Here is a 22,782-nt window from a genome sequence, read left to right as displayed (position 1 = left end):
ACTTTGTAACAGCAAAAAAAGTCAGGATGGCTCATGCACCCGTTCTTTCGTCGTTGCGCGCTCATACTCCCGTTCATGGTCCTGCTGGTATTGCCGCTGTCGGCACCGGCGGTCAACGCTACTGATCCCCCTGATCCCATCGCCGAACTGCTTAACGCCATTATCGCCTCGTCCCTGCCCCGCCTCGGCTATACTATTCAGGTCGGAGCCTTTGCTAATCTTGATAACGCCGTGCGCCTCGATAGTGACCTCGACCGCCGTGGGATGGAATCTTTCTATTTTCGCCACGACTCCGGTCTTTACAAGGTCAGATTCGGTAATTTCAGAGAGTGGCAAGAGGCACAGACGCAAGCCCTCAGACTCAAAGAACAGGGAGTGATTGCCGATTTTTACATTGTCGCCCCGCAAGAGTATGCTATTGCCCACATCGACCAGACTCACAGCGGTGATTTGCGTAACGAACTCGTCCAAACCGCTCTGCGCTATCTCGGCATACCTTATCGATGGGGGGGGACGACTGACGAAGATGGATTCGACTGCAGCGGATTGACCATGGTCAGTTATCGCCTGAACGGGCTGAATCTCCCTCGCGTTTCACAACAGCAATACAGTGCCGGTCAAGCCATCAGCAAAGAGGAATTACGCCTTGGCGATCTTGTCTTCTTTGCCACCCGCAAAAAAGGGATCGTGTCCCACGTCGGCCTTTACATCGGCGAAAACCGTTTCATCCACGCACCGCGCACCGGCGAGAACGTCCAGATTGAATCGCTACACCATCCTTACTATAGCGAACGTTTTCTCGGTGCAAGGAGTTATTTCTGATACAACAGCGCCCGATCATCACAACCGAACTATCGGAAAGGTAAACATAAAGATCGACGCCTCCCCTCGAATTTTCGCCGCTCCAAGTCAAGCTCTACCCTTAACGCTTCACTATACATCAGGAGATTTATCATGATCCGTTCACTTATGTTTTTTGCACTCACGGCATTTCTTTTTTCAAATCTGGCTGGCTGCATCATTGTCGATGGCCATCACCGCGGCAATCTTCCTCCCGGCCAGGCCAAAAAGATGAACTACTAAGCCTTGAAAAACTATCAGGTCCAACCTTTCTGGACATTTAGAGTTGCGCTGCTACACTCTGAAGCCTGAGCAACTATCCAACATTTCCACTAAGGAGAACAACAATGAACCACACCATTTGGCTGTCCGCTCTCGTCACCGTCATTCTGTTTGCAGGAGGCTGCAAGCAACAGGGAACAGCGCCGCCAGCACCGAAACCGGAGCCAGTCGTCGCCGCTCAGCAGGAACCGGCCGCCCGGGTGGAGCCGCCTCCGGTCGTTGCGGACACAACTTCTCCCCCCGCCGCCACAATCATCCCGGCTCCGCCCGCACCTGTGAAGGTGGTTCCAATCGAGACAGAAAAGGTCGCACCGGCCACGACCGTACAACCAACTCCGGTGGCCCCCGTGCCCGAAACTCCGGCCGTGAAACCAGCAGCAACTCCTTCGACCGCCCCCCCGACTGTGATCTATAAAGCCACCAATGGCAATGTGTCCTTTAATCACCAGCAGCATGCCGCGAACAATGCTTGTAACAGTTGTCACTCCACCGAAGCGCCGGCCAAGATCGTCCTGGGAAAGGACAAGGCGCATCTACTCTGCAAGGGATGTCATCAGCAGCAAGGTTCCGGTCCCACCCAATGCACCGGTTGTCATAAAAAAGGATGAACATAAACTTTTAGATACGACTTAAAAGAGCAGAAAAAAGCCGCCAACCCATCGTCATCCGGGTTGGCGGCTTTTTTCCCTAGTTGGCGTTCTTTGGTTGCGCTACGACCGGCCCGCCAGCGATCCTTCAAAACTGCCAACGCAGACCGCCTCCCCAGCCGAAGCGGGAATGCCACTGGCCGACCAGAGAAAAATTCTTGGCCAGCAGATAGTTGCCCCCCGCCCGGGATTCCCACTTTTCTCCGGTGCCATATTCAGCTTCTGTAAATATCTCCAGTCGCGGCGTAAGTTCCATGTGCTTATCAACCGTGAACTGAAATTCTCCGGCTGTGTCCACCCTCACTCGCGACCCGATATTGAGGGGCAACAGATAGCACATCCTAAAAATGCCTTCGTGCTTTTCGGAGTGAACGCAAACCACTTAGGTGGCAGTGAAAAAACCAGTCGCCGAGCTCTTCCGCCACAAACTCGATGACGGTGGTCGTCATCGGGGGGACATCGACGGTGTGCTTGATCATGATGAAGCGTACAATTTCATCGCGTTTAATTCCAATATGATCGGTTTCAAAGAGAGGTTTGTTATTCACAAACCAGACGTAGCGCTCCATATCGCCATCGAGGGTGAGGCGAATTTCGCTGACGGGTTTGTGGGAATGCAATACCGAGCTCTCACAGTCGGACAACACCACGACATGATCACGGAGCCGGTCAAACCTGCCCTTAACTTGCGGCGCGATGACCAGCGATCCATACATACCCCGCGGTTCCTGAAGCATGGTATGGCTGTGATACCAGTAAGTGCCGGATTGCCGCAGATCGAAATCGGAGGTGAAGGTCTGGCCAGTGACGTTGTTCATAAGGAGTCGCCGCGCGGACTACTTCCCCACAGCCTTCTTGACATCACCGACCTTTTTTTGCACTTTACCCGCAAGTTTTTCACCGGTGCCTTCGGCTTGCAACTTTGGATTATCGGTGATCTTCCCGGCGACCTCCTTAACCTTTCCCTTCAATTCGTGCAACGTCCCTTCTGCCTTGTCCTTCATGCTCGATTTCATGATGTTCTCCTTTCTGTTATGAACGTTAAATTGCATAGCGCTGACTAGCCAACTAATGTTGACCGCCCAGCATGGTGGCGAATTCTTCGGCAGCCACAGGTCGGCCGAAGTAAAAACCTTGACCCTCGGCACAGTGTTGGGATTGCAGAAAAGTGAGCTGTTTTTTCGTTTCAATCCCCTCAGCAACAATCCGCTGTTTGAGGCTTGTCCCCATGGCGATAACGGCACTGACAATGGGTTCACCGTCGCGGTCCTGCACGAACGATTGATCGATCTTGAGCGTATCGATGGGGAAGCGGTGCAGATAGCTCAGACTCGAATAACCGGTACCAAAGTCATCGACGGCTATCTGTACGCCGAGTTCCTTCAGTGCATGCAGGATTGCCGTTGTCTGTTCCATGTCCTGCATCATGCCGCTTTCAGTTAACTCCAATTCAAGACGATGCGGGTCGAGGCCGGTATCGTCGAGGATTTTTCGGATTCCGGCGAGAAAATCCTTTCCATGGAACTCGACCGGAGAGACATTGACTGCGATCTGCCCAAGGTCAAGGCCGGCTTGCAACCAGACCTGAGCTTGACGGCAGGCTTCGCGCAGCACCCACCTGCCGATCGACTGAATCAGGCCGCACTCTTCGGCAATACTCACAAACTGCGTCGGGGCGACGAGGCGATGAGCGGTACGCTGCCAGCGAATAAGGGCCTCGGCACCGGTAATTGCGCCGGTCTCGAGATTGACCTTCGGCTGATAATGCAACACGAACTCGCTCTCCTTCAGCGCGCGATGCAGCGCCTGTTCGATACTCTGCCGCGCGACCGCCTGGACATTCATCTCTGGAGTGAACAACTTGTAGTTGTTACGCCCGCTTTTCTTGGCTTGATACATGGCAATATCGGCGTTTCTAAGGACCGTTTCCACGTCCTTGCCGTCGTCGGGATAAAAGCTGATGCCAATGCTCAGAGTGACGTGGAGCTGGTGGTCCACGACGAGGTGGGGTTTGGCGACGGCCTCGATCAACTTTTTGGCGGCGTGGGCAGCATCCAGTACATCCTCGGCTTCGGGCAGCATGATGACAAATTCATCGCCCCCCTGACGGCAGACGGTATCCGAGAAACGGACGCAGGTGAGCAGCCGATGTGCCACTGACTGCAGCAGCAGATCGCCGATCGCATGCCCGAGGGAATCATTGATATGCTTGAAGTTGTCGATATCCAGATACATCAGAGCGACCTTTTTACCGTGGCGGTGCGCGAGCGCCATCGCTTGCGACAAACGGTCGGTGAGCAGCGCCCGGTTCGGCAAACCGGTAAGAAAGTCGTGCTCGGCCATATGGGTCATGATGGCAACGGTCTGTTCTGCCGCCTCGGTCATGATCTGTGCGTGGATCGTAGCAAGAATGAGCTGTTCATTGGCATCGCGCAGCTGTTCACTCAGCGCAATCCTCGCCTTCGAAGTCTTCTTTTCGGTGCGCAGGACCTTCTCACGCTTGTCGACGACCTCTTCCCGCAGGTCGATTTCCTCTTCACGACCAAGGACAGCTTCTTCGTCGGCAATGACTTCGGTCTCGCGTTTGGCGAGATTCTTAGCGGTTGCCGGAGCCGGAGATGGCACATGCTCTTTGGTCGCCAGCGGCGGTTTGTTCGCCTTTTTTCTCTGCGTGGTCTTCTTTTTGTTGATCATGGCTTGCCTCGCTTAGCCCTGTCGGTCGTTTTTCTTCAGGCTCGGTTGCCCGCCGAGGATCCCTTTGTACTCGAGCACCTGGTCACCGATGACAATACCGTCCGCAGTAATGACGTAGCGCCTGATCTCGTTGCTATGGGTGCTGCCACGCACTTTGACCACCGCCATGACCCGCTGCAAACGGCTCTCCACCACGCTGTAACGTTGGACGATGATGGCGTCAGTGAGAAAGGCCTACGGTGTGCTGGACACAGGTACGGTTGTTCTTGGCAACTTGACGTTTTTTCCATCTTTCTTATCTATAGTTTAGAAAAAGGAAGGTGCAATGGGTCCTAAGACCATATCTTTCAACAGAAGGGATGAGACAGGAAAGGTAGAAGTACAAGAGGAAAGTTTTAAAGTCTTATCTAAACTTTAGTATGATTTTGCCTGTGCGTTTGCCGTCGGTTAAGTCGGGCCAGCCCCACCACGACAACAGGAAGTTAACCTCGTCGTTAATCGACTCCATGACGATTCTCCAATAGTCGCCTGAGGATAGGGGCCGCAGAATAAAGTAATTTGTCAAAAAAAAACCGCGTCATCATCGATCTCGGGGCTGGCGATTTCGTTCAATTTTATCGATTTTTTCTAAACAACTTTTCACCTAATAGTATCGAACCATTCAGCGGCAACAAATAATCATTCGGGTGATAGAATTTCTTCTCGTTAGAAGTAAAGTCAGATCACAAATATCTTTGTGCGTTGGCAACCATTTCTATCGCCGGCCGGAGTGAGACGATGTTTACTGTTAAAAAAGAGGGACGAGTCGCACACCATCGGCCGAAGAGAAACACCCACCGTGGTCGACATTATAATCTGCAACCTTTAATAAAGAGCGTTGTGCGCAGTTACAAGCTCCTTTATGTGGAAGACGATGCTGGAACCCGCAGCTTGCTGAATAAAATTATAGCTGTTAACTATCCCCACCTAAAACTGTTTGTCGCAGAGAATGGCGCCCAGGGAGTTGAGCTGTTCAGGGAACAACGCCCGGATATCGTCTTAACCGACTTGAGTATGCCGGTCATGGATGGTCTGCAGATGACCCGGGAGATCAAGAGTATTGATGCAGAGGCTGTCATTATTGCAATATCGGCACAAAATAATCCTTATTTCCTCGTCAATGCCATCGAGGTCGGTATCCGTCATTATGTAATGAAGCCGGTTAAAAATCTGGACCTCTTTGCCGCCATCGATAAAGCTCTGCAAGACGTTAAACAAAAGCGCTTGATCAGCGAGCAGGAAGAGCAGATCCGCAAACGCGAACAACAACTCGCTAGAGCACAAAAAATAACGCATCTCGGTAGCTGGGAATGGGATTTTGTCAGTGGAAAAACGTACTGGTCGGATGAACTTTATCGGATATTAGGGCTGGAACCGCTGTCAACCCCGGCATCCTACAAAGGATTTATGGAGCGGGTTCACCCGGAAGATCGGGAAGTTGTAAAGAAGGTTATACAAAGAGCTTTAAGGAAAAGCCAACCTCTTGTCAGTCACGATTGCCGGATCGTTCGTCCGGATGGTTCCATCCGCACCATCCACGGCCAGGGAGAAGTGAATCTTGATAACGACGGCAAAGTGCTGTCGGTCATCGGTACAGCTCATGATGTCACCGAACATCGGCAACTGGACGAAGAACGCGCCCGACTGGCGCAAATAGTTGAGTCTTCAAATGATGCTATTTTCAGCGTATCTCTCAACGATTCCATTACCAGTTGGAACCGGGGGGCGGAGAAAATTTTCGGTTATACTGCCAAGGAAATCATCGGACGTCCGATCTTCACCATCATGCCGCCAGAACGTTACGGTGAAAGACCCCATATACTGCGTGCAATTTTGCAAGGGGAAGAACTCCGTCATTTTGAAACGACGCGACTGAGAAAGGATGGCAGCCAGATCTATGTCTCGCTGACCACCTCACCAATACTCGGCGCGAATGGGAAAATACTCGGTAATTCAGTCATTGCCCGCGATGTTACCGAGCGTCGACAGCTGGAAAAGATCATTCAGCACCAGGCCTATCACGACACTCTCACCGATTTGCCAAACCGGCAGCTCTTTATGGATTTTCTGGAACGGGAACTGGCCCTGGCGCGGCGTAACGATACCAGGCTGGCCCTGCTCTTTCTCGACCTCAATGGCTTTAAACAGATCAACGACACCATGGGACACAGTTGCGGTGATCTCCTTTTGCAGGAAGTGGCCCATAGACTCAGAGCCTGCATCCGCGAATCTGATACCGTTGCCCGCCTCGGCGGGGATGAGTTCACTGTGCTGATGCCGGATCTCAGCCATAGTGATGATGTGGGGATTGTGCTGCAAAAGATTCTGGGCGTCTTCGAAAGACCGTTCATGCTGGATAACGTTGCCGTCGACACCTCCACCAGTATCGGCGTCTGCATGTTTCCGGACGATGGCGGGCACAGTGAAGAATTGATAAAAAAAGCAGATGTCGCCATGTATGACGCCAAGGGCTCCGGCAAAAACGCTTATCAGTTTTATAATGCCGAGATAAACGCCCGGACCATGAAGCGCCAGAAGATGGAGAGGTTCCTGCGTCAAGCCGTCGACAAGGAAGAACTGGAACTCCTCTTCCAGCCTTTGGTCTGTAGTAATAAGCGGGTTATTATCGGCGCAGAAGCCCTTCTGCGCTGGCGGCATCCGGAACAGGGGCTGCTGGCCCCGGCTCAATTCCTTGCCACTGCCGAGGAAAGCGGCACTATCATCCCCATCGGCGAGTGGGTTCTCCGTAATGCCTGCCATCAGACGCGAATCTGGAATGAAAAAGGCTACCCCCTCAGTATCTCAGTGAATCTCTCGAGTCGTCAGTTCCATCAGGCGAATTTCGTCGAAAGGACGGCCATGATCCTGAATGAGACAGGTTTGAAACCGCAGCAACTGGAGTTTGATCTGACCGAACAGACGATCATGGCGGATACCGACTTTTCACTACGCAGCATGCGCTCTCTCGCTGATATGGGCGTGACCATCGCCATCGATAACTTCGGCTGCGGCTCATCATCTCTGCACTGGATTAAAAAGTTACCGACGCACCGCCTTAAGATCGATAAAAGTTTTATAAATAACATGTTAACTCAACCCGACGACCTGGCAGTGGTCAATGCCGTTATTGCCATGTCCCACAATCTAAAAATCGAAGTCGTGGCCAACGGGGTAGAGACAAAGGAACAATGGACAGCGATCCAGCAATGCGGCTGCGATCACCTTCAGGGATACGTGATCAGTGCACCGCTCCCCCCGGCGGAGTTTGAACAGCTGGCGGCAAATTTCTGAGATGACACATCCCCAAAGAATTTTTACCTGAAAACAGCTTTCAATATTTGACAGGCGCCGCCGGATGCCGTATCACTTAGCTGAAAAAAGTTGCTTTTATCTGACACTATCAATCTCCTCCAGGTTTTCTCATGCCCTTTTCAAAAAAACCGCCTACACACCGTCACCACCAGCACAAGCACAGCAACTGGCGGGACTACCAGCGCGGCATGACCAAAAAATATGCCAGAGAACCGCGTCCGCAACGGCGCCTTCCTCTGCGTATCATCGTCGTCGGCCTCCTCACACTGATCGCTGTCTTTGGCCTTTCCAGCATGATTCGCAGCACCGCGCAGGATCTCCACCCGGTTGTAGAAAAAGTTTTGGCACCGACTGTCGTCCGCCTCAACAAGGAAGAGATCCGGGGACTCCTCGACGAACAGACTTTCAGCCACCTGACCAGAAAAGATCTCTCCCTGTCGACGGGTGGCAGCACTCTGCATATCGAGACCACCCTCGATCCCGGCCTGCAGAACTACCTCCTCGACACCATCGATCGCGTCAACTCACGCCATGTCGGCATTGTCGTCATGGAGGGGGAGAGCGGCCGGGTGCTGGCCCTGGCCGGTTTCGACCGCATCGATACCTTTGGCAACCCCTGCCTGCGCAGTCAATTCCCGGCCGCCAGCATCTTCAAAATCGTCACCGCAGCAACAGCCATGGACCACTACGGCTATTCCGCCGAATCACCGATGCATTACAACGGCTCCAAGCACACTCTGTACAAGCGGCAACTGACCGACAAGGTCGATCGCTATACGACAACGATCCCGCTACGCGAAGCCTTTGCCGACTCGATTAATCCGGTCTTTGGCAAACTCGGTGAACTGCGGCTGCGCAAGCCGCTGCTGGAGGAAGCCGCCAGCAACTTCGGCTTCAACCAGACCCTCGATTTCGAAGTCTCCGTCCCCCCCAGCCAGTTTGAGATCAGCGACAAACCGTACAACTGGGCCGAAGTCGCCAGCGGCTTCAACCTCGGAACCACCCTCTCCCCCTTGCACGGGGCAGCGATGGCCACAGCGATCCTCAATGGCGGACGGATGATAACACCGAGCATCGTTGAGAGCATTGTCGATGACCAGGGAAACTCCCTTTACCTCCGTCCGGAGAGGGAGGCATCACGACAGATCATGTCCGCCCGCGCTGCCACTGCGCTGGGGGAAATGATGGAGACGACCATCACCTCAGGTACTGCCCGCAAAGCCTTCCGCAAGCACCAGACCGACAAAATCCTGGCGCCCCTGCAGATCGGCGGCAAGACCGGATCGCTTGATAACGCCACCCACGATGTCCGCTACGACTGGTTTGTCGGTTTTGCCAGAGAGCGCTACGGCCAAAAGGAGCTGGTGGTGGCGGTTATGGTCGGGCACGAGAAATTTATCGGTATCCGCGCTAGCGACTACGCGCGTCGGGCGATGACCTACTATTTCAGTAACTCACCGCTCATCCCTGGTTCCAATACAGCCGCAAAGAAAATCTCCCCGCGCCCCCGACAAATCTGATTTGCCTGGTCCTTGAAAAATCGTTGAGCAGCGGTATCCTCTTTACACGACCGTTCCGCTGCATCAATTACGAACTGAACTCCGTTACACTCAAGGGAGATGACGACTATGTCCCACATCGAAACAACGCGCCTGAATGATCTGATCGCGCTCAAGATCGGGGCGATCAAGGAATTCGCCCGAACGATGAGCGTTGACAGCGAATTGCAGGAATTAGAAACGCTCATTGCCGAACTCGAAAAGGCGACCGCGGAATTAAAGACGACGTTGGAAGCGATCCCGCATCATCCGTCCTAATCCGATGAAATTGTAACACTAAGGTCCTGCAACCAAGGATCGGACTCCCGATCATGCCGAAAATAATCGCTGCCAGCCACGCCTTGCCCCCGTATATTGCTCCGCAATCCGTTGTCCGGGATTTGGTCCGGGGGATCTTTGCCAATCAGGTCGAGGATCTGGAAAAACTACTTTCTATCTTTGATAACGCCCGTATCGATACCCGCCAGTTCATGATGCCCCTTCACTGGTATTTAGCACCGCACTCGCCAGCGGAAAGAACTCGCATCTATCAGGAACAGGGGCTCGAACTCATGGTCCAGGCTGCCGGGCGCTGTCTGGAAAAGGCCGGCTGTAAGCCGGAAGAGATAAACCAGATCATTGTCGTCTCCTCGACCGGCCATGCCACCCCGACCCTCGACGCCCACCTCATCAACCGCCTGGGGCTACAGCCGAACACCACTCGCCTCCCCCTCTGGGGACTGGGGTGCGCCGGCGGTGCGGCCGGTCTGGCACGAGCCGTGGACCATTGTCGCGCCTACCCGGAGCACCGTGTCCTGCTGGTCGCCCTCGAATGTTGCAGCCTCACCTTTATGGCCGCGGATGTCAGCAAGACAAATCTGGTCGGCACCGCCCTCTTCGCCGACGGTGCCGCTGCCGCGTTAATCGCCGGAGACAGCACCAGAGAGGCGGGTCCGCGGGTTCTGGCGACCCGCTCACAGCTCTTTCCCGACAGTTATCAAATTATGGGATGGAATTTTATCGGCCAAGAGATGCAGCTGGTCCTCTCACCCCGACTGCCACTACTGATCCGGCAGGAGCTGCGACCGCTGGTCGATGATTTTCTTGCCGCGCACGGCGTCCACCTCGGTGAGGTACGGCACTACATCACCCATCCAGGCGGTGCACGGATCATCGATGTCTACCGCGACGTGCTGGAACTGCACGGTGATGAGTTGACGCTGACCGAAGCCGCGTTGCGGGATCACGGTAACGTCTCTTCGGTCTCTGTGCTGCTGGTATTGGAAGCCTGGTTGGCGAGTACCCCGCACCAAACGCCGGGTTACGGACTGCTCTCCGCCTTCGGCCCCGGCTTCTCTGCCGAACTGCTACTGTTGCAGGTGGAGTAGATGGCGCTCGGCTGGATCTTCCTGTTACTGCTGAGCGAGCGCCTCTTCGAACTCGTCCTTGCCCATCGCCACACCCGCGCCCTGTTAGCCCGCGGCGGTCGGGAGTTTTATCCAGAGACCTTTCCGCCCATCGTCGCCCTCCACGCCGTCTTTCTCCTGTCTCTCGCCCTGGAGTCCTACCCTTGGGACGTCCCCCTCGATGCATTGACTTTCGGCACCCTTGGTCTGCTGCTCCTTCTGCAAGGGGGGCGCTACTGGTGCATCACTGCCCTCGGTGAGCAATGGAACACCCGCATTCTCCTCGTCCCTGACGCCCCGGTGCAAAGACGTGGCCCCTATCGCTGGCTGCGCCACCCCAACTACCTGATCGTCACCCTGGAATTCCTCCTCCTCCCCCTCTTGTTTCGTACCCCCCTGACCTTTCTCCTCTGTTTCCCCATCAACCTCCTCCTGTTGCGCCAGCGCATCCGCCTGGAAGAAGCAGCCTTGCGCCAGTTCAGTGATTACTCGTCCCGATTTCCGCTCCGCTGAGACATCCGCTTCCTATATTTTCCATCCGGATCGGTTGCGTCCATCGATGTGACTGCTACAATTCAAAAAATGCTGGTCGTCGCATGGCCGGCCCAGCTTGTCACTATGGAGGACAACATGCAGAAAATACGCTACGGACTCATCATCCTGGGGATTATGTTGTGCCTTGCGACTTCCGCTACCACCCAGATGAGTGTCGGTATCAGCCTCCCCCACGTCAGCATCGGGATCAACCTGCCGGTGTACCCGGAACTCGCTCTGGTGCCGGGCTATCCGGTCTATTATGCGCCACGGCTCAGTGCCAACTATTTCTTTTACGACGGCATGTACTGGGTCTATCAGGATGATTACTGGTACACGAGTGACTGGTACAACGGTCCCTGGTGGCGGGTAGAGCCCGAATTTGTGCCGGTCTTCATCCTCCGCATCCCGGTGCGTTACTACCGGAGTCCACCAAGGTACTTTTACGGCTGGCCGGCGAATGCGCCACCGCGCTGGGATCGGCACTGGGGGGGTGAATGGGAGCAACGGCGCCGCGACTGGGATCGATGGGATCGACGCTCTGTGCCGCCGCCCGCCCCGCGACCTGATTATCAACGGCGCTATTCGGGAGATCGCTATCCACGGGTAGAGCAGCAGTACAACCTGCATCAGCAGCTTTACCGCTACCAACCCCGGGACACAATGATCCGCGAGCGCATTCAACCACGGATGGAACGAAGAACTCCCGCTCCGGCGCCGCGGGCAAGAGTGCAAGAACCACCGCAAAGAAGCCAAAGACAACAGGTCGGTCCGGATAACAGACGCGCGCAGTCATCGCCTCGATCCCCGTCCTGGGCGGGATCGTCAGTACGAAAACTACAGCAACAGCCAGGAACTGTGCAGCAGCGCGAGCAACAAAGAGCCAGATCGCAAGACCAGAAGTTAAAGCAGCAAGGGCAAAGGCAGGAAAAAAGACAGGATAATCAAGAACGAGGACAGGAAAGAGACCAGGAGCGAGGCCGGCGTTAACCTCACTGATGGAGTTGTGTTTTCCAATCTTTTTTAATACGCCGTATAAATGAAGAGCACCCCGACAAAACTAGTCGGGGTGCTCTTCATTTGCTGATCAGTGGTCTTGTGGTTTTTATTTTAGATAACTGGCAAAAACACTATCCGTTGTGCCGTCGCTCTGAATCCAGGATACAAATGTATTGCCTGCAGCATTGACGGCGAGAACCGGGTCACCGGTCGTTCCAGGAAGCGTATCCAGGCGCTCGGGAGAACTCCAGAAAACGTTGGCCGCAGCGGGGTTATAGCGACTGGCATAGACACCATCACCGCCACCGCTCTTCGGCATGCGCCAGACGGCCACGGCATTGCCATCCTCATCCATCCCAACAACCAAACGGCCACTGGCGATCATTTCGGAAACAGGTACGCTCCAGGAACTGCTGTCGACATCAAAGAGACTGAAGAAGAAACGAGGGATGGAATCGACTTCCTGATCCCAAACCACCAAAACATTGCCGGTACCATCGACCGTCATATCAAAATCACGGATCTGGGTATCGCTGTTTTCCAAGGATGCCGCTGCACTCCAGGTCTCTGCGCCGGCTGCCAAGCGACTATAATAGAGGTTGTTCACCGCCCCCACCTCCTGCAGCCAAACGACGACGACATTGCCTTGAGCATCGATGACCGTTTTGGCTTTGGCGGGTAAAATGCTTTCGTTGTCAAGCCGGGCCAGTGCTTTCCAGGCGGGCGTGAGGCCATTGTTATCATAAACCATGGCTTTCAGTGCTGGCGGCTCATAATATGGAGAACCAGAATCATAAAAACCTGTAGTACGTTTCCAGACCACCACGGCGCTACCGGCTGCGTTCATGGCGATCTGCGGCTCGAAGGAGTTTGAATAATAATCCCCGGCTGGTCCCCCCAAATTGGAATAGTTCAGATTGAAGGGGCCGGTCCATTGTGCTGTTGTTGTGTTAAATAAACGAATCCAAAGATTTTGATACCAGCCATAGGAACTCGGAGTCATTTGATTCCATATAGCAAACCCCTGTCCGGCGTTATTCATGGCCAGTTTCGGTGGAAACGCCGCACCAATGGGGCCCCACCAACTGTAATCATACTCATCAAGTCGGGAAGGACCGGACAAGTTACCGTCTGCACTTCGAAAGTTATAACGAAGAATTGCAGGTGATTCTAGCTGTGATTGCCATGCTACGATGGAATTACTCGATGCATCCATGACTACGGTCGGATCAGACAGATTACTCCCCTCCATTAATACCGCCTCTTGCTCCCAAGACCCACTCCCACGGGAGAAAAAATTAGATCCGATAGTGCTTGAGTTCTGCAACCATGTCACCGTCGCACTGCCGTCAGCTCCGATGGCAACAGCAGGTCTTTCAGCAACTACTGCTGTCGTTAATGTTTCAAGGAGTTGGGGTTGGGACCATACCCCGGTAATGATGAGGGACTCGGGGGTGACGGTCGTGGCGATGATCGTCACCGTGTCCGGGGTACTCGCAAGCGTACCATCGTTGACAATCAGTTGCAGGACATACTCCCCATCAATGTCCGCTGTAAATGTCGGATTGACAACTGTACTCGACGCAAGTGTAGCGCTACTGCCGTCGGGTCGACTGACAAAGCTCCAAACGTAGCTCAGGAGATCACTGTCAGCATCGATAGAGTTACTTCCGTCAAGCGTAACCATAGTGCCGGCAGTGATATTCTGGTTGAGTCCGGCATTGGCTACCGGCACGTGATTCGAGTCGCTGTTACTACTACAACCGGCCATCAGCAGAGTGATCAACACCCCGATTATCCAAAGCGTTCGCAGGTACATTTGTATTCCTCCTGTTGGGGGTGATGTCCAAAATAAATAAGCTAAGGGCTTAAAACGCGCTGATTCTCACCAGCCAAAGCGTTTCAACGTTCTAAAGCTTAAACTACCGATCTCCTCCAGGCGTCGTAAAGCTCCTGACCGGACTCCAACTTGACCAATGACCCTGATCATCCAAAGCTTTGACCCGCCAGAAATAATTGGTCGCAGGGAGAAGATCGGTCGCCAGAGAGTGGGTTACGATACTGCTATCCTGCTCAACAACGAGTTTAGAATGGCTGCTATTGCCACAACCACTCACAAGTGCAGTGGCCAAAAGACCAACCATCGCCAGAAGGGCAAGTTTGTGGCGGAAGTTGCGATAGAGCATGGGCCCACCAAGCAGCAACAGCGCCGCAAAGCCGAAATTTGTAAACAAAGGATCGCCGGTCCAGACCATCCAGCTTTCGGTAGCATCTGCCGGGAAAGCACTGCTGGTGCTGAGTTGAATTTCATAGCCGACGACTCCCCGGCCCTCAAGGGTCAGAGTGGGAAGCCAGGCAAGAGTTGGCCGAAGGTCGGCAACCGTCCCGTCGTTAGCAGGGGAGGTGAGCATCGGCACGACTGTGGCAAAGGTTTGCCAACCCAGATAAGGGTAATTGCCACCCTCGACAATCTTCCAGATCTCGGTAAAATCCCAGTCGGTAAAGGTGGATTGTTGCCGAAGCTGGACGGTCGTGTGCGGCTCACCCTTGCCGGTGTCGGACTGGCCGGTGGTGGTGCTGTCGTAGTAGGAGGAGGTGACGCCGCCATCGTAATTGATGCCGATCAGCCCGCCAACGTCACTGGTGGTACCGGCCACGTGCCCTGTGGCGTAGCTGTTGGTCACGCTGCTGTCCGCTGTCTGTCGACCGATCAGGCCGCCGACCATGGCAATGCCGTTGACATTGCCGGTGGCAAAGGAATTGGCGATTGTCGAGCCGCTGTCGGAAGAGCCGACCAGCCCGCCGTAGTTGGTGATACCGTTAGCCGTGGAGGTCACATTTCCGGTTGCAAAGGAATTGGCGATCGAACTCTTGCCGTTATGCCCGACCAAACCACCAACGTTGTCCCTGCCGACGACATCGCCGGTGGCAAAGGATCGCTCGAGGCTCGATTCCCAGAGGGTGCCGAGCAGTCCGCCGGTAAGAAGAGAAGATACGCTGTTAACGGAGATGGATCCGTAGGCCGCGCAATCGGCGATAGACGAGCCGTTCTGTACGTTGCCCACCAGCCCGCCGAGATCAGACCCGCCGCCGGATGTCGTACTTCCTCCCGACACCTGGACGTTCGCGCTCGATGACATAATGTCGACATATTTGATCCGGCCGACCAGGCCGCCGACCTCGTTGGTGGTGCCGGTGACCGTGCCGGTGACATGGACGCCCGTGATCAAACCGGGTTCAAGATTGCCAACCAATCCACCCACTCTGTAATTACCAGTTACCTCGACCTGCAGCTTCAGGTTGGCAAAGGTAGCGCCACTGGCATCGCCGAACAGGCCGATGTGATCCTGAGCGGGACGGTTGATGAACAGATTGGCAATTGCGTGGCCCTTGCCGTCGAGACTGCCGGTGAACGGCGCACCTGAGACTCCGATCGGCTCCCAGCCCTCCCCCGCATTGTAGGGGGCGACACCGAGGTCAATATCGACGATAAGGATGAAGTGCTTGTCCAGATGGCTACGCACGGCGTCCAATTGTTCTGCCGTCGCGATCTGATAAGGAGCGTCGGCAGAACCATCGCCGCCTGCAAAAGGGCCTGAAGTCGCTAAAGCACAACCAACAGCAAGCAAAGCAGCAACGACCTGTACCCACAAAAAATTCCACAACTGCTTTGTCCGGGATTCATTTGCCATGATCACCACCCACTTTCAAAAAGTTTGTTTATATCTGCTCGACAAGAGATTTAGCTGTAAGCTGATTCGGGGAGGATAGACTTATTTCAGGTCATCGCGATGAGGCTAATGCTACGCTTTTTTGTTCTGAAATTATGCCATTCTCATCCACGCGTAAAGTCGACTTTTTGTAGACTTTACGCGATCCGCCTCTTATCATCGAAAAAACTCTTCATAAACTGAGCAACCTTTCCACCGACAAGGTTTTTCATCATGCGTTTCCCCTTTGCTGCTTTCCCCTTTTTCATTTATGTCCTCTGGCTCCTTACCGTCCCGATGGAAGGTCCCTTATTAACAAATTGGGGTGTAGCCGGTGGCAGTCGCTGGTTTCTTTTGACCCATGTAGCAACGCTGGTACTAATTGGCCGATGGGTGAATCCGAGCCGACTGCGTTTCTTCGTCCGGATCGGGGCTGTAGCGACAGCCCTGCTGACCCTGGGGCTGCCAGTGTCGGGAGATTCTTCTTTACTCCTCATGGCCATCATCGGCATCAGCGCCGCCCCGTTGACCATCAAAACCTGCTCTGATCTGCACGCTTCTCCCCATCCAACCCGCACGGCAGCCTGGTGCCTGATCGCTGCCAACCTGCTGTTGGCAGTCATTCAATCGACTGTTGTCTGGCCAATCTGGCCGATACTCCTGCCATTTTTTCCATTACTAACTATGCCGATCGTCACAACCGTCGAGAAGGATGACGATACCAGACCGCCATTGAAGCGAAGTTATTTGCTCTTTGTCTTTATTTTTCAAATCGTCAGCGGCCTCATGTACGCCTTTCTTTACCCGGCTTATGCCGACCACGCATTTGTCCACGGGCTGGAACTCCCCTTTTACATGCTGGCAGTCTTGGCGGCGGTGGCGATTTATCGCCGCGATCACGATCTGCTCTTAGTCGGCGGACTGACCCTGGCCATGGCGGCGTTTGCCTTACTTCAAGTCGGGGGAGAACTCACCATCAACCTGAGTATGTTCTTCATGCAAGCCGCAACGGGCTGTATCGACCTCTTTCTGCTCGCCCTTCTGCTGACCAGTGTCCGTTCAGTGGCGACCTTTGCTTATGGATTAGCGGTGTTGTGTGGCGGTATCGCCGCCGGGCAGTTTATCAGCTTGGCCCTCAGTTCTACTTCCACAATGGTGGGGATGGCTGGAAGTTTCGTTCTCAACATTGCCGCCCTGACACTCTTTCTCCGTCATCACCGGCAGCAGCGCTCTGACTCGTCATCCGCGCTGTCAGGCGGCTCACCTCCCCTCCCCGCAGCCGTGCAATGTCTCCTTTCCGGGCGCGAGATCCATGTCCTGACCATTATTCTTTCCGGGAAAAACTATCGGGAAGCCGCTCAGGAACTCGCCATCTCGGAGTCGTCCATCAAGACCTACATGAAACGCATTTGCGACAAGCTCGGTGTTTCCAACCGTCAGGAATTACTCAAAAATTTTGCAAAAATCTGAGAATTGAACAAAATCAATCAAAAAGGCCCGCCGGGAAATCCCGACGGGCCTTTTTGATTGATTCTAACTTCATTGCCAACTCTACCTATTAATCTTCCCGGTCTGCTTGCTCACCCTTCGGTTTTTTACTGCGATACCCCGGTTTGACGAGAATTTCCAAATAAAAGGATTCGAGCTGTTGTGCTTCGGCCTCTGAAATGGACTTATTAATGGCGGATAAATGAATCACTTCACTACTTGCTTCATCAACACCGTAGCGACAGTCAAAATCCCAAAAATCGACGCCGGCGGGCAGAGGCTTTCCTCGTTCTCTTTGGATATATTTTTTAACTTCATGCTTGATGGCTTCAAAGAGCCTGGGAACTTTGATCTTAGGATGGGTCGTTTTAAAGGTTTTTCTCATAGCACTTCCATAAAGTAGGGTGAGCAGGATTAAAAACAAGCTGCAAGGAATAACAGGATAGCATCAAGGGGCGGTTTTCCCAATCGTTTTATCCCCCGCCAGAAACTCCTTTATCACCGCATTGAACTCGTCCGGTTGCTCCAGATTCACCAGATGCCCGCCGCCCTGCAAAATTGAAAGTTTTGCACCCGCAATCCCGCCGGCGATCGCGCGGGAATGATCGATCGGCATCACTTGATCCTGTTCAGCACCGATCACCAGAGCCGGCTGGCGAATGGCCCCGAGGAGGGGGAGATAATCCTTCCGCTCGCGCATGGCGATCAGACCGGCGGCAGCGCCGCGCGGGTCGGTGGCCGAGATCCAGCCCGAGACTTCTGCGACCAGCTCGGGGTTGGTAGTCAGGGTGGCCGGAGCAAAGAGGAGACTGCGGAAAACTTCCAGCACCGGCTTCATCCCCTCTGCAGAGGTCGCGGTGGCAAGGGCGGTGCGCTTGCCCTTCCCCGCCGCATCATCAGCGCCGGCTTTGGTGACGATGAAGATCGCGGCGCTGACCCGTTCGGGGTAACGCTCCAGGAGGTTCAAAAGGACGTAACCGCCCATCGACATTCCGCCGATCACCGCCTGCGGGATGCGAAGGTGATCCATGAGAGCGACGATATCATCGGCATAACTGCTCATATTCACCGTTGCGGAAGTCATCCTGCTCTCTCCGTAGCCACGCAGATCGGGAGTAATAATCCGGTAGCCGGCCTTAATCAAAGCCGCGATCTGCGGCCGCCACATTGTCCGGTTGAGGGGAAAGCCGTGAATCAAAATGAGCGGTTGGCCGCTGCCGTTGTCGTCGTAGGCAAGGGTTGTAGCGTCTTTGCTTGTCTCTCTCATATCGCTTTAACCTTCCCCTGCAGCGGCCAAAAACTTATCCAGCGCTTGCTGGAAAACCGGAACCCCAGGGCTGAGCTCAATCGCTTTGCGATACAGCTCTTCGACTCTTGCTTTGCCGCTCCCCAAGCCCTTCTCGGCCGAACCGAGACCAAAATAGGCCGGAGCAAGTTTCTCATCGAGGGCAATCGCTTCTTTATAGCAGCTGCGAGCAGCTTCATACTCTCCCTGGCGCAAATGGATATGACCGAGATTGATTCTGGCAAGGGGGAAATCGGGTGCGAGTTCTACGGCGCGTTTACAGTGGGCAAGAGCTTCATCGCCCCGGTTTGACATCAGCAGAGCAGCAGCAAAGTTGTTTTGACACTTGGCATGATCCGGATCGATCGCTACGGCTCTTTCATAACAGCTGATAGCTTCGTCAAAACGGCCGAGATCCTGCAGCAGGACGCCATAGGTGTAAAGTGCACCCCAGTGCTCCGGCGCGTGTTTCAGGGCTTCCTGCAGCATTACCTCGGCATAATCATAGTTACGCAGATCGTGCAGGGTGTCCCCGAACTTGTAGAGAAGGTCGGCATTCTCCGGATCCAGCGCTTTAGCAATCTCGAAACAGACCGCACACTCCTGAATAAACCGGTTTTCTTTGAGGCGATCGCCGAAGGTGGTGATGATCTCCGCAACCGCGGGGACGTTCAGATGCGGCGCTTCATCCATCTGCACGACAATACGCTGGTAGATTAATTGTGAGATCGTCCCCCCCTGTCCAGCGATCTGCTGGCTGAGCGAGCGCAGATTTGCCGCGGCTTCGCTGCTCTGTCCCTGGCCGGCCATAATCGCCGAGGTAAAGAAGGGGGACAGATAATCGTTGGGGAATTCTTTGACGATCTGTAAATAGATGGCGAGGGCCGGATCGATATCCCCGCGCAGGTGCAGGGCCAAGGCATCGATGAAATCGTTCACCTTGGGCGAAGCAGCATTAGCAACGGTCTCATTGCCGCCGAAGATTTTATTAAAAAAACCCATGGGAATCATCCTTTTTGGTGGGAGTTGTCTTAAATGCTTCTGATTGACTCTTCCCCCCTGTTTCAAAATACAGAACCCCCGTCCAGGCAGCCCGGACGGGGGTCATCTTACGCCATCAGCCTCTCAGCCTCAAGCCTTTCCATCGCAAACGATTTACTTGTATTCCGGCATTTCATCAAACTGCAGATACTTGTAGATCATCTCTTTCTTCGGCTCAACCTTGGCGTTGTAAACCGCCATGAATTCGGCAACAGTCGGGAGTTTGCCCATGGTCGCCGCCACGGCGCCGAGTTCGGCGGAACCGAGGAAGACCTTGGCGCCATCGCCGATACGATCGTCGAAGTTACGGGTCGAGGTGGAGAACATGTTCACCCCGGCCGGGACGCGGGCCTGGTTGCCCATGCACAGGGAGCAGCCGGCGATCTCGATGCGGGCGCCGAAGGCACTGTAGACCGAGAAGTACGCTTCATCCTTAAGCTTCTGCTGATCCATGCGGGTCGGCGGACAGATCCAGGTGCGGACCTCCGGGTTGAACTTGAGACCACGCCAGATCTCGGCGGCGGCACGGAAGTGGCCGATGTTGGTCATGCAGGAGCCGAGGAAGACATCCTGAATCGGCGTACCGGCGACATCGGAGAGGAGCTTGACATCGTCCGGATCGTTCGGGCAAGCGAGGATCGGCTCGGTGATCTCGGCGAGATCGATCTCGATGACTTCCGCGTACTCGGCATTTTTGTCGGCTTCGAGAAGCTCGGGCTTGGCCAGCCAGGCATTGACCGCATCGATGCGGTTCTGCAGGGTCTGAGCATCCTGATAGCCGTCCTTGATCATCTGTTTCATCAAGGCGACGTTGGAACGCAGATAGGTGGCGACCGACTCTTTGGAGAGCTGGATGCAACCGGCCGCAGCAGAGCGCTCGGCAGCGGCGTCGGTCAGTTCAAAAGCCTGCTCGACAGTGAGGTCGGGGAGACCTTCCATTTCGAGGATACGGCCGTTGAAGATGTTGATCTTGTTCTTCTTGGGAACAGTGAGTTTCCCCTGTTTGATCGCCCAGTAAGGGATGGCATTGACAACGTCGCGCAGGGTGATGCCTGGATTGAGTTTCCCTTTAAAGCGAACCAGGACCGACTCGGGCATATCGAGGGGCATGAAGCCCATGGCGCCGGCAAAGGCTACCAGACCGGAACCGGCCGGGAAGGAGATGCCGATGGGGAAACGGGTGTGGGAGTCGCCGCCGGTGCCGACGGTGTCGGGGAGGAGGAGACGGTTGAGCCAGGAGTGGATGACGCCGTCGCCCGGCTTCAAGGGGACGCCACCGCGCTCGATGATGAAGCTCGGCAGGGTCTTGTGCATCTTGACGTCGGCCGGTTTCGGATAAGCAGCGGTGTGGCAGAAGGACTGCATGAACATCGGCGACAGGAACTTGAGGCAGGCGAGCTCCTTGAGCTCGTCGGCGGTCATCGGCCCGGTGGTGTCCTGGGAACCGACGGTGGTCATCTTCGGCTCACAGGCAGTGCCGGGGAGGATGCCGGTGACGCCACAAGCCTTGCCGACCATCTTCTGCGCCAGGGAGTAGCCCTGATTTGCTTTGGCCACCGGATTGACCGGCAGGGTAAAGATATCAGTGGCACCCATGCCGAGAGCAGCGCGGGCACGGTCGGTGACAGCGCGACCGATGATCAACGGGATACGGCCGCCGGCGCGGAATTCATCGGCGAGGGTGTTGGGGGCGATGGCGAAGGTGGAGAGGAGTTCACCCGCTTCGGACTTGATCTCACCCTTGGTGGTGTCGATAACGATGACATCACCGGTATTCATCTTGCTGACGTCAGTCTTCAGCGGCAGAGCGCCGGAATCCTGAGCGGTGTTGAAGAAGATCGGGGCGATGACACTGCCGATGATGACACCGGCGGTCTTCTTGTTGGGGACGCAGGGGATGTCGTTACCGATCGCCCAGAGGACACTGTTGCAGGCCGACTTGCGGGAAGAACCGGTGCCGACGACATCGCCGACAAAGGCGACCTGATAACCCTCAGCGCGGAACTTGGCGATCGTCGCCAGGCCTTCGGGGAAACGGGTCTTGCCCATGGCCAACGCATGGAGCGGGATGTCGGGGCGGCTCCAGGCATCGCCGGCTGGGGAGAAGTCATCAGTATTGATCTCGCCTTCGACTTTGAAAACCTTGACTTTGATCTGCTCGGGAACGCCAGCCTTGTGAGTGAACCACTCAGCATTGGCCCAGGAGGTGAGGACCTTTTTAGCGGCAGCATTGGTTTTGGCCAGGGCAGCGACCTGATCAAAACCGTCGTAGACCAAGGTCATGCCGGAAAGGGCACAAGCGGCTTCGTCGGCCAGTTCGGGAATGCTCAGCGCAGCGACAAGCGGCGCGACATTGTAGCCCCCCATCATGGTGCCGAGAATGCGCACGGCATCGACCTTGGAGACCAGGGGAGAGTTTTTTGTCCCCTGAATGATCTCGGCAAGAAACGCCGCCTTGACTTCAGCGGCCGGATCAACGCCCGGAGAGATCCGCTCTTTCAGCAGATTGAGGAGAAATGCCTCTTTACCGGCCGGCGGCGCGACGAGCAGCTTGCACAGTTCGGTCGTCTGCTCGGGGGTCAGCGGCAGGGCGGGAATCCCTTGCGAGGCCCGCTCTTCTTCATGTTTGAGATACGCTTCGATCATCAACTCTCTCCTTCGTGATAAATATGACGTGACAAAGACTGCCAGCGCCCATGGTTAACATTCGAGACAAAATAAAGGCCTGAAAGTAACGGCCCGGCCTTTGCCAAAAGCGCACTTTGTATACGATTTTTTAACGATGATGTCAACGGACAACTCAGCCTTTTATCAAGGTTTTAGCCAGAGTAAAGCAGGGACGGCGCAAGCAGCTTTGATTCTGACTGCCTTTCTTCCCTTTTCCTTGGCGGTTGTGCTAAGTATCCACTCATGCGTCGCCACTTACTCTTTCCGGGAGTCCCATCGAATGTCCCTAATCGCCGCAAA

General features: G+C 54.8%; 19 protein-coding genes and 1 pseudogene. 9 read left to right on the top strand and 11 right to left on the bottom strand.

The window, feature by feature from the left end:
• Positions 1–75: 75 nt before the first annotated feature.
• Positions 76–822, top strand: a complete 747-nt coding sequence (locus CVU69_08380) for a hydrolase (GenBank protein PKN12273.1) — start codon at positions 76–78, stop codon at positions 820–822.
• Positions 823–1,460: 638 nt separating this feature from the next.
• Positions 1,461–1,730 (top strand): cytochrome C, encoded by a 270-nt coding sequence (locus CVU69_08375; protein ID PKN12272.1) that lies wholly within the window; start codon positions 1,461–1,463, stop codon positions 1,728–1,730.
• A 127-nt stretch (positions 1,731–1,857) separates the two neighbouring features.
• On the opposite strand, the gene CVU69_08370 is transcribed toward CVU69_08375, so the two are convergent.
• The 5 genes and pseudogenes from CVU69_08370 to CVU69_08350 form a co-directional block, all read right to left on the bottom strand.
• A complete protein-coding gene (locus CVU69_08370; protein PKN12200.1) occupies positions 1,858–2,109 on the bottom strand; it encodes a hypothetical protein in 252 nt (83 codons plus the stop codon).
• A gap of 295 nt (positions 2,110–2,404) precedes the next feature.
• Positions 2,405–2,587, bottom strand: a pseudogene (locus CVU69_08365) (copper resistance protein CopA).
• Positions 2,588–2,605: 18 nt separating this feature from the next.
• Positions 2,606–2,785, bottom strand: a complete 180-nt coding sequence (locus CVU69_08360; protein ID PKN12199.1) for a CsbD family protein — start codon at positions 2,783–2,785, stop codon at positions 2,606–2,608.
• 52 nt (positions 2,786–2,837) lie between these two features.
• Positions 2,838–4,463 carry a diguanylate cyclase gene (locus CVU69_08355; protein ID PKN12198.1) on the bottom strand — a complete coding sequence of 542 codons (1,626 nt, stop codon included), beginning with the start codon at positions 4,461–4,463 and terminating at the stop codon, positions 2,838–2,840.
• Between the two features lie 12 nt (positions 4,464–4,475).
• Positions 4,476–4,679: a hypothetical protein gene (locus CVU69_08350; GenBank protein ID PKN12197.1), complete on the bottom strand. Its 204-nt coding sequence runs from the start codon at positions 4,677–4,679 to the stop codon at positions 4,476–4,478.
• Positions 4,680–5,318: 639 nt separating this feature from the next.
• Between CVU69_08350 and CVU69_08345 the strand changes: the two genes are divergently transcribed.
• The 6 genes from CVU69_08345 to CVU69_08320 all read left to right on the top strand — a co-directional run bounded on the left by CVU69_08345 (position 5,319) and on the right by CVU69_08320 (position 12,282).
• Positions 5,319–7,793, top strand: coding sequence for a hypothetical protein (locus CVU69_08345; protein ID PKN12271.1), 2,475 nt, complete (start codon positions 5,319–5,321; stop codon positions 7,791–7,793).
• 131 nt (positions 7,794–7,924) lie between these two features.
• Positions 7,925–9,334: a PbpA gene (locus CVU69_08340; protein PKN12196.1), complete on the top strand. Its 1,410-nt coding sequence runs from the start codon at positions 7,925–7,927 to the stop codon at positions 9,332–9,334.
• A 108-nt stretch (positions 9,335–9,442) separates the two neighbouring features.
• On the top strand, positions 9,443–9,631 hold the full coding sequence (locus CVU69_08335; protein PKN12195.1) for a hypothetical protein: 189 nt from the start codon (positions 9,443–9,445) through the stop codon (positions 9,629–9,631).
• A 53-nt stretch (positions 9,632–9,684) separates the two neighbouring features.
• Positions 9,685–10,740 (top strand): type III polyketide synthase, encoded by a 1,056-nt coding sequence (locus tag CVU69_08330; GenBank protein PKN12194.1) that lies wholly within the window; start codon positions 9,685–9,687, stop codon positions 10,738–10,740.
• Positions 10,741–11,271, top strand: a complete 531-nt coding sequence (locus tag CVU69_08325) for a hypothetical protein (GenBank protein ID PKN12193.1) — start codon at positions 10,741–10,743, stop codon at positions 11,269–11,271.
• Positions 11,272–11,388: 117 nt separating this feature from the next.
• Entirely contained in the window at positions 11,389–12,282 is an 894-nt protein-coding gene (locus tag CVU69_08320) for a hypothetical protein (GenBank protein ID PKN12192.1), read from the top strand.
• Between the two features lie 115 nt (positions 12,283–12,397).
• Here the strand turns inward: CVU69_08320 and CVU69_08315 are convergent, their stop codons facing one another.
• Together CVU69_08315 and CVU69_08310 are read right to left on the bottom strand one after the other, a co-directional pair.
• Positions 12,398–13,294, bottom strand: a complete 897-nt coding sequence (locus CVU69_08315) for a hypothetical protein (GenBank protein ID PKN12191.1) — start codon at positions 13,292–13,294, stop codon at positions 12,398–12,400.
• A gap of 919 nt (positions 13,295–14,213) precedes the next feature.
• Positions 14,214–15,983: a hypothetical protein gene (locus tag CVU69_08310; GenBank protein PKN12190.1), complete on the bottom strand. Its 1,770-nt coding sequence runs from the start codon at positions 15,981–15,983 to the stop codon at positions 14,214–14,216.
• 252 nt (positions 15,984–16,235) lie between these two features.
• Here CVU69_08310 and CVU69_08305 point away from each other — a divergent pair, with 252 nt between their 5' ends.
• Entirely contained in the window at positions 16,236–17,471 is a 1,236-nt protein-coding gene (locus tag CVU69_08305) for a hypothetical protein (protein PKN12189.1), read from the top strand.
• Between the two features lie 88 nt (positions 17,472–17,559).
• Here CVU69_08305 and CVU69_08300 read toward each other — a convergent pair whose 3' ends face one another.
• The 4 genes from CVU69_08300 to CVU69_08285 form a co-directional block, all read right to left on the bottom strand.
• Positions 17,560–17,874, bottom strand: a complete 315-nt coding sequence (locus tag CVU69_08300; protein PKN12188.1) for a hypothetical protein — start codon at positions 17,872–17,874, stop codon at positions 17,560–17,562.
• Between the two features lie 63 nt (positions 17,875–17,937).
• Entirely contained in the window at positions 17,938–18,756 is an 819-nt protein-coding gene (locus tag CVU69_08295) for an alpha/beta hydrolase (GenBank protein ID PKN12187.1), read from the bottom strand.
• Positions 18,757–18,762: 6 nt separating this feature from the next.
• Positions 18,763–19,785: a hypothetical protein gene (locus CVU69_08290; protein ID PKN12186.1), complete on the bottom strand. Its 1,023-nt coding sequence runs from the start codon at positions 19,783–19,785 to the stop codon at positions 18,763–18,765.
• Between the two features lie 144 nt (positions 19,786–19,929).
• Positions 19,930–22,461 (bottom strand): bifunctional aconitate hydratase 2/2-methylisocitrate dehydratase, encoded by a 2,532-nt coding sequence (locus CVU69_08285; GenBank protein ID PKN12185.1) that lies wholly within the window; start codon positions 22,459–22,461, stop codon positions 19,930–19,932.
• Between the last annotated feature and the right edge of the window lie 321 nt (positions 22,462–22,782).

Source organism: Deltaproteobacteria bacterium HGW-Deltaproteobacteria-4 (assembly GCA_002841765.1).
GTDB lineage: Bacteria > Desulfobacterota > Desulfuromonadia > Desulfuromonadales > UBA2197 > UBA2197.
Note: the sequence above shows the minus strand (reverse complement) of the source record. Positions and strands in the feature narration are given on the sequence as shown.

Coding starts and splice junctions, on each gene's coding strand:
- CVU69_08285 (PKN12185.1), bottom strand. CDS start 22,461: ATGATCGAAGCGTATCTCAAACATGAAGAAGAGCGGGCCTCGCAAGGG.
- CVU69_08360 (PKN12199.1), bottom strand. CDS start 2,785: ATGAAATCGAGCATGAAGGACAAGGCAGAAGGGACGTTGCACGAATTG.
- CVU69_08355 (PKN12198.1), bottom strand. CDS start 4,463: ATGATCAACAAAAAGAAGACCACGCAGAGAAAAAAGGCGAACAAACCG.
- CVU69_08340 (PKN12196.1), top strand. CDS start 7,925: ATGCCCTTTTCAAAAAAACCGCCTACACACCGTCACCACCAGCACAAG.
- CVU69_08300 (PKN12188.1), bottom strand. CDS start 17,874: ATGAGAAAAACCTTTAAAACGACCCATCCTAAGATCAAAGTTCCCAGG.
- CVU69_08330 (PKN12194.1), top strand. CDS start 9,685: ATGCCGAAAATAATCGCTGCCAGCCACGCCTTGCCCCCGTATATTGCT.
- CVU69_08325 (PKN12193.1), top strand. CDS start 10,741: ATGGCGCTCGGCTGGATCTTCCTGTTACTGCTGAGCGAGCGCCTCTTC.
- CVU69_08310 (PKN12190.1), bottom strand. CDS start 15,983: ATGGCAAATGAATCCCGGACAAAGCAGTTGTGGAATTTTTTGTGGGTA.
- CVU69_08315 (PKN12191.1), bottom strand. CDS start 13,294: ATGACTCCGAGTTCCTATGGCTGGTATCAAAATCTTTGGATTCGTTTA.
- CVU69_08320 (PKN12192.1), top strand. CDS start 11,389: ATGCAGAAAATACGCTACGGACTCATCATCCTGGGGATTATGTTGTGC.
- CVU69_08370 (PKN12200.1), bottom strand. CDS start 2,109: ATGTGCTATCTGTTGCCCCTCAATATCGGGTCGCGAGTGAGGGTGGAC.
- CVU69_08305 (PKN12189.1), top strand. CDS start 16,236: ATGCGTTTCCCCTTTGCTGCTTTCCCCTTTTTCATTTATGTCCTCTGG.
- CVU69_08335 (PKN12195.1), top strand. CDS start 9,443: ATGTCCCACATCGAAACAACGCGCCTGAATGATCTGATCGCGCTCAAG.
- CVU69_08290 (PKN12186.1), bottom strand. CDS start 19,785: ATGATTCCCATGGGTTTTTTTAATAAAATCTTCGGCGGCAATGAGACC.
- CVU69_08295 (PKN12187.1), bottom strand. CDS start 18,756: ATGAGAGAGACAAGCAAAGACGCTACAACCCTTGCCTACGACGACAAC.
- CVU69_08380 (PKN12273.1), top strand. CDS start 76: ATGGTCCTGCTGGTATTGCCGCTGTCGGCACCGGCGGTCAACGCTACT.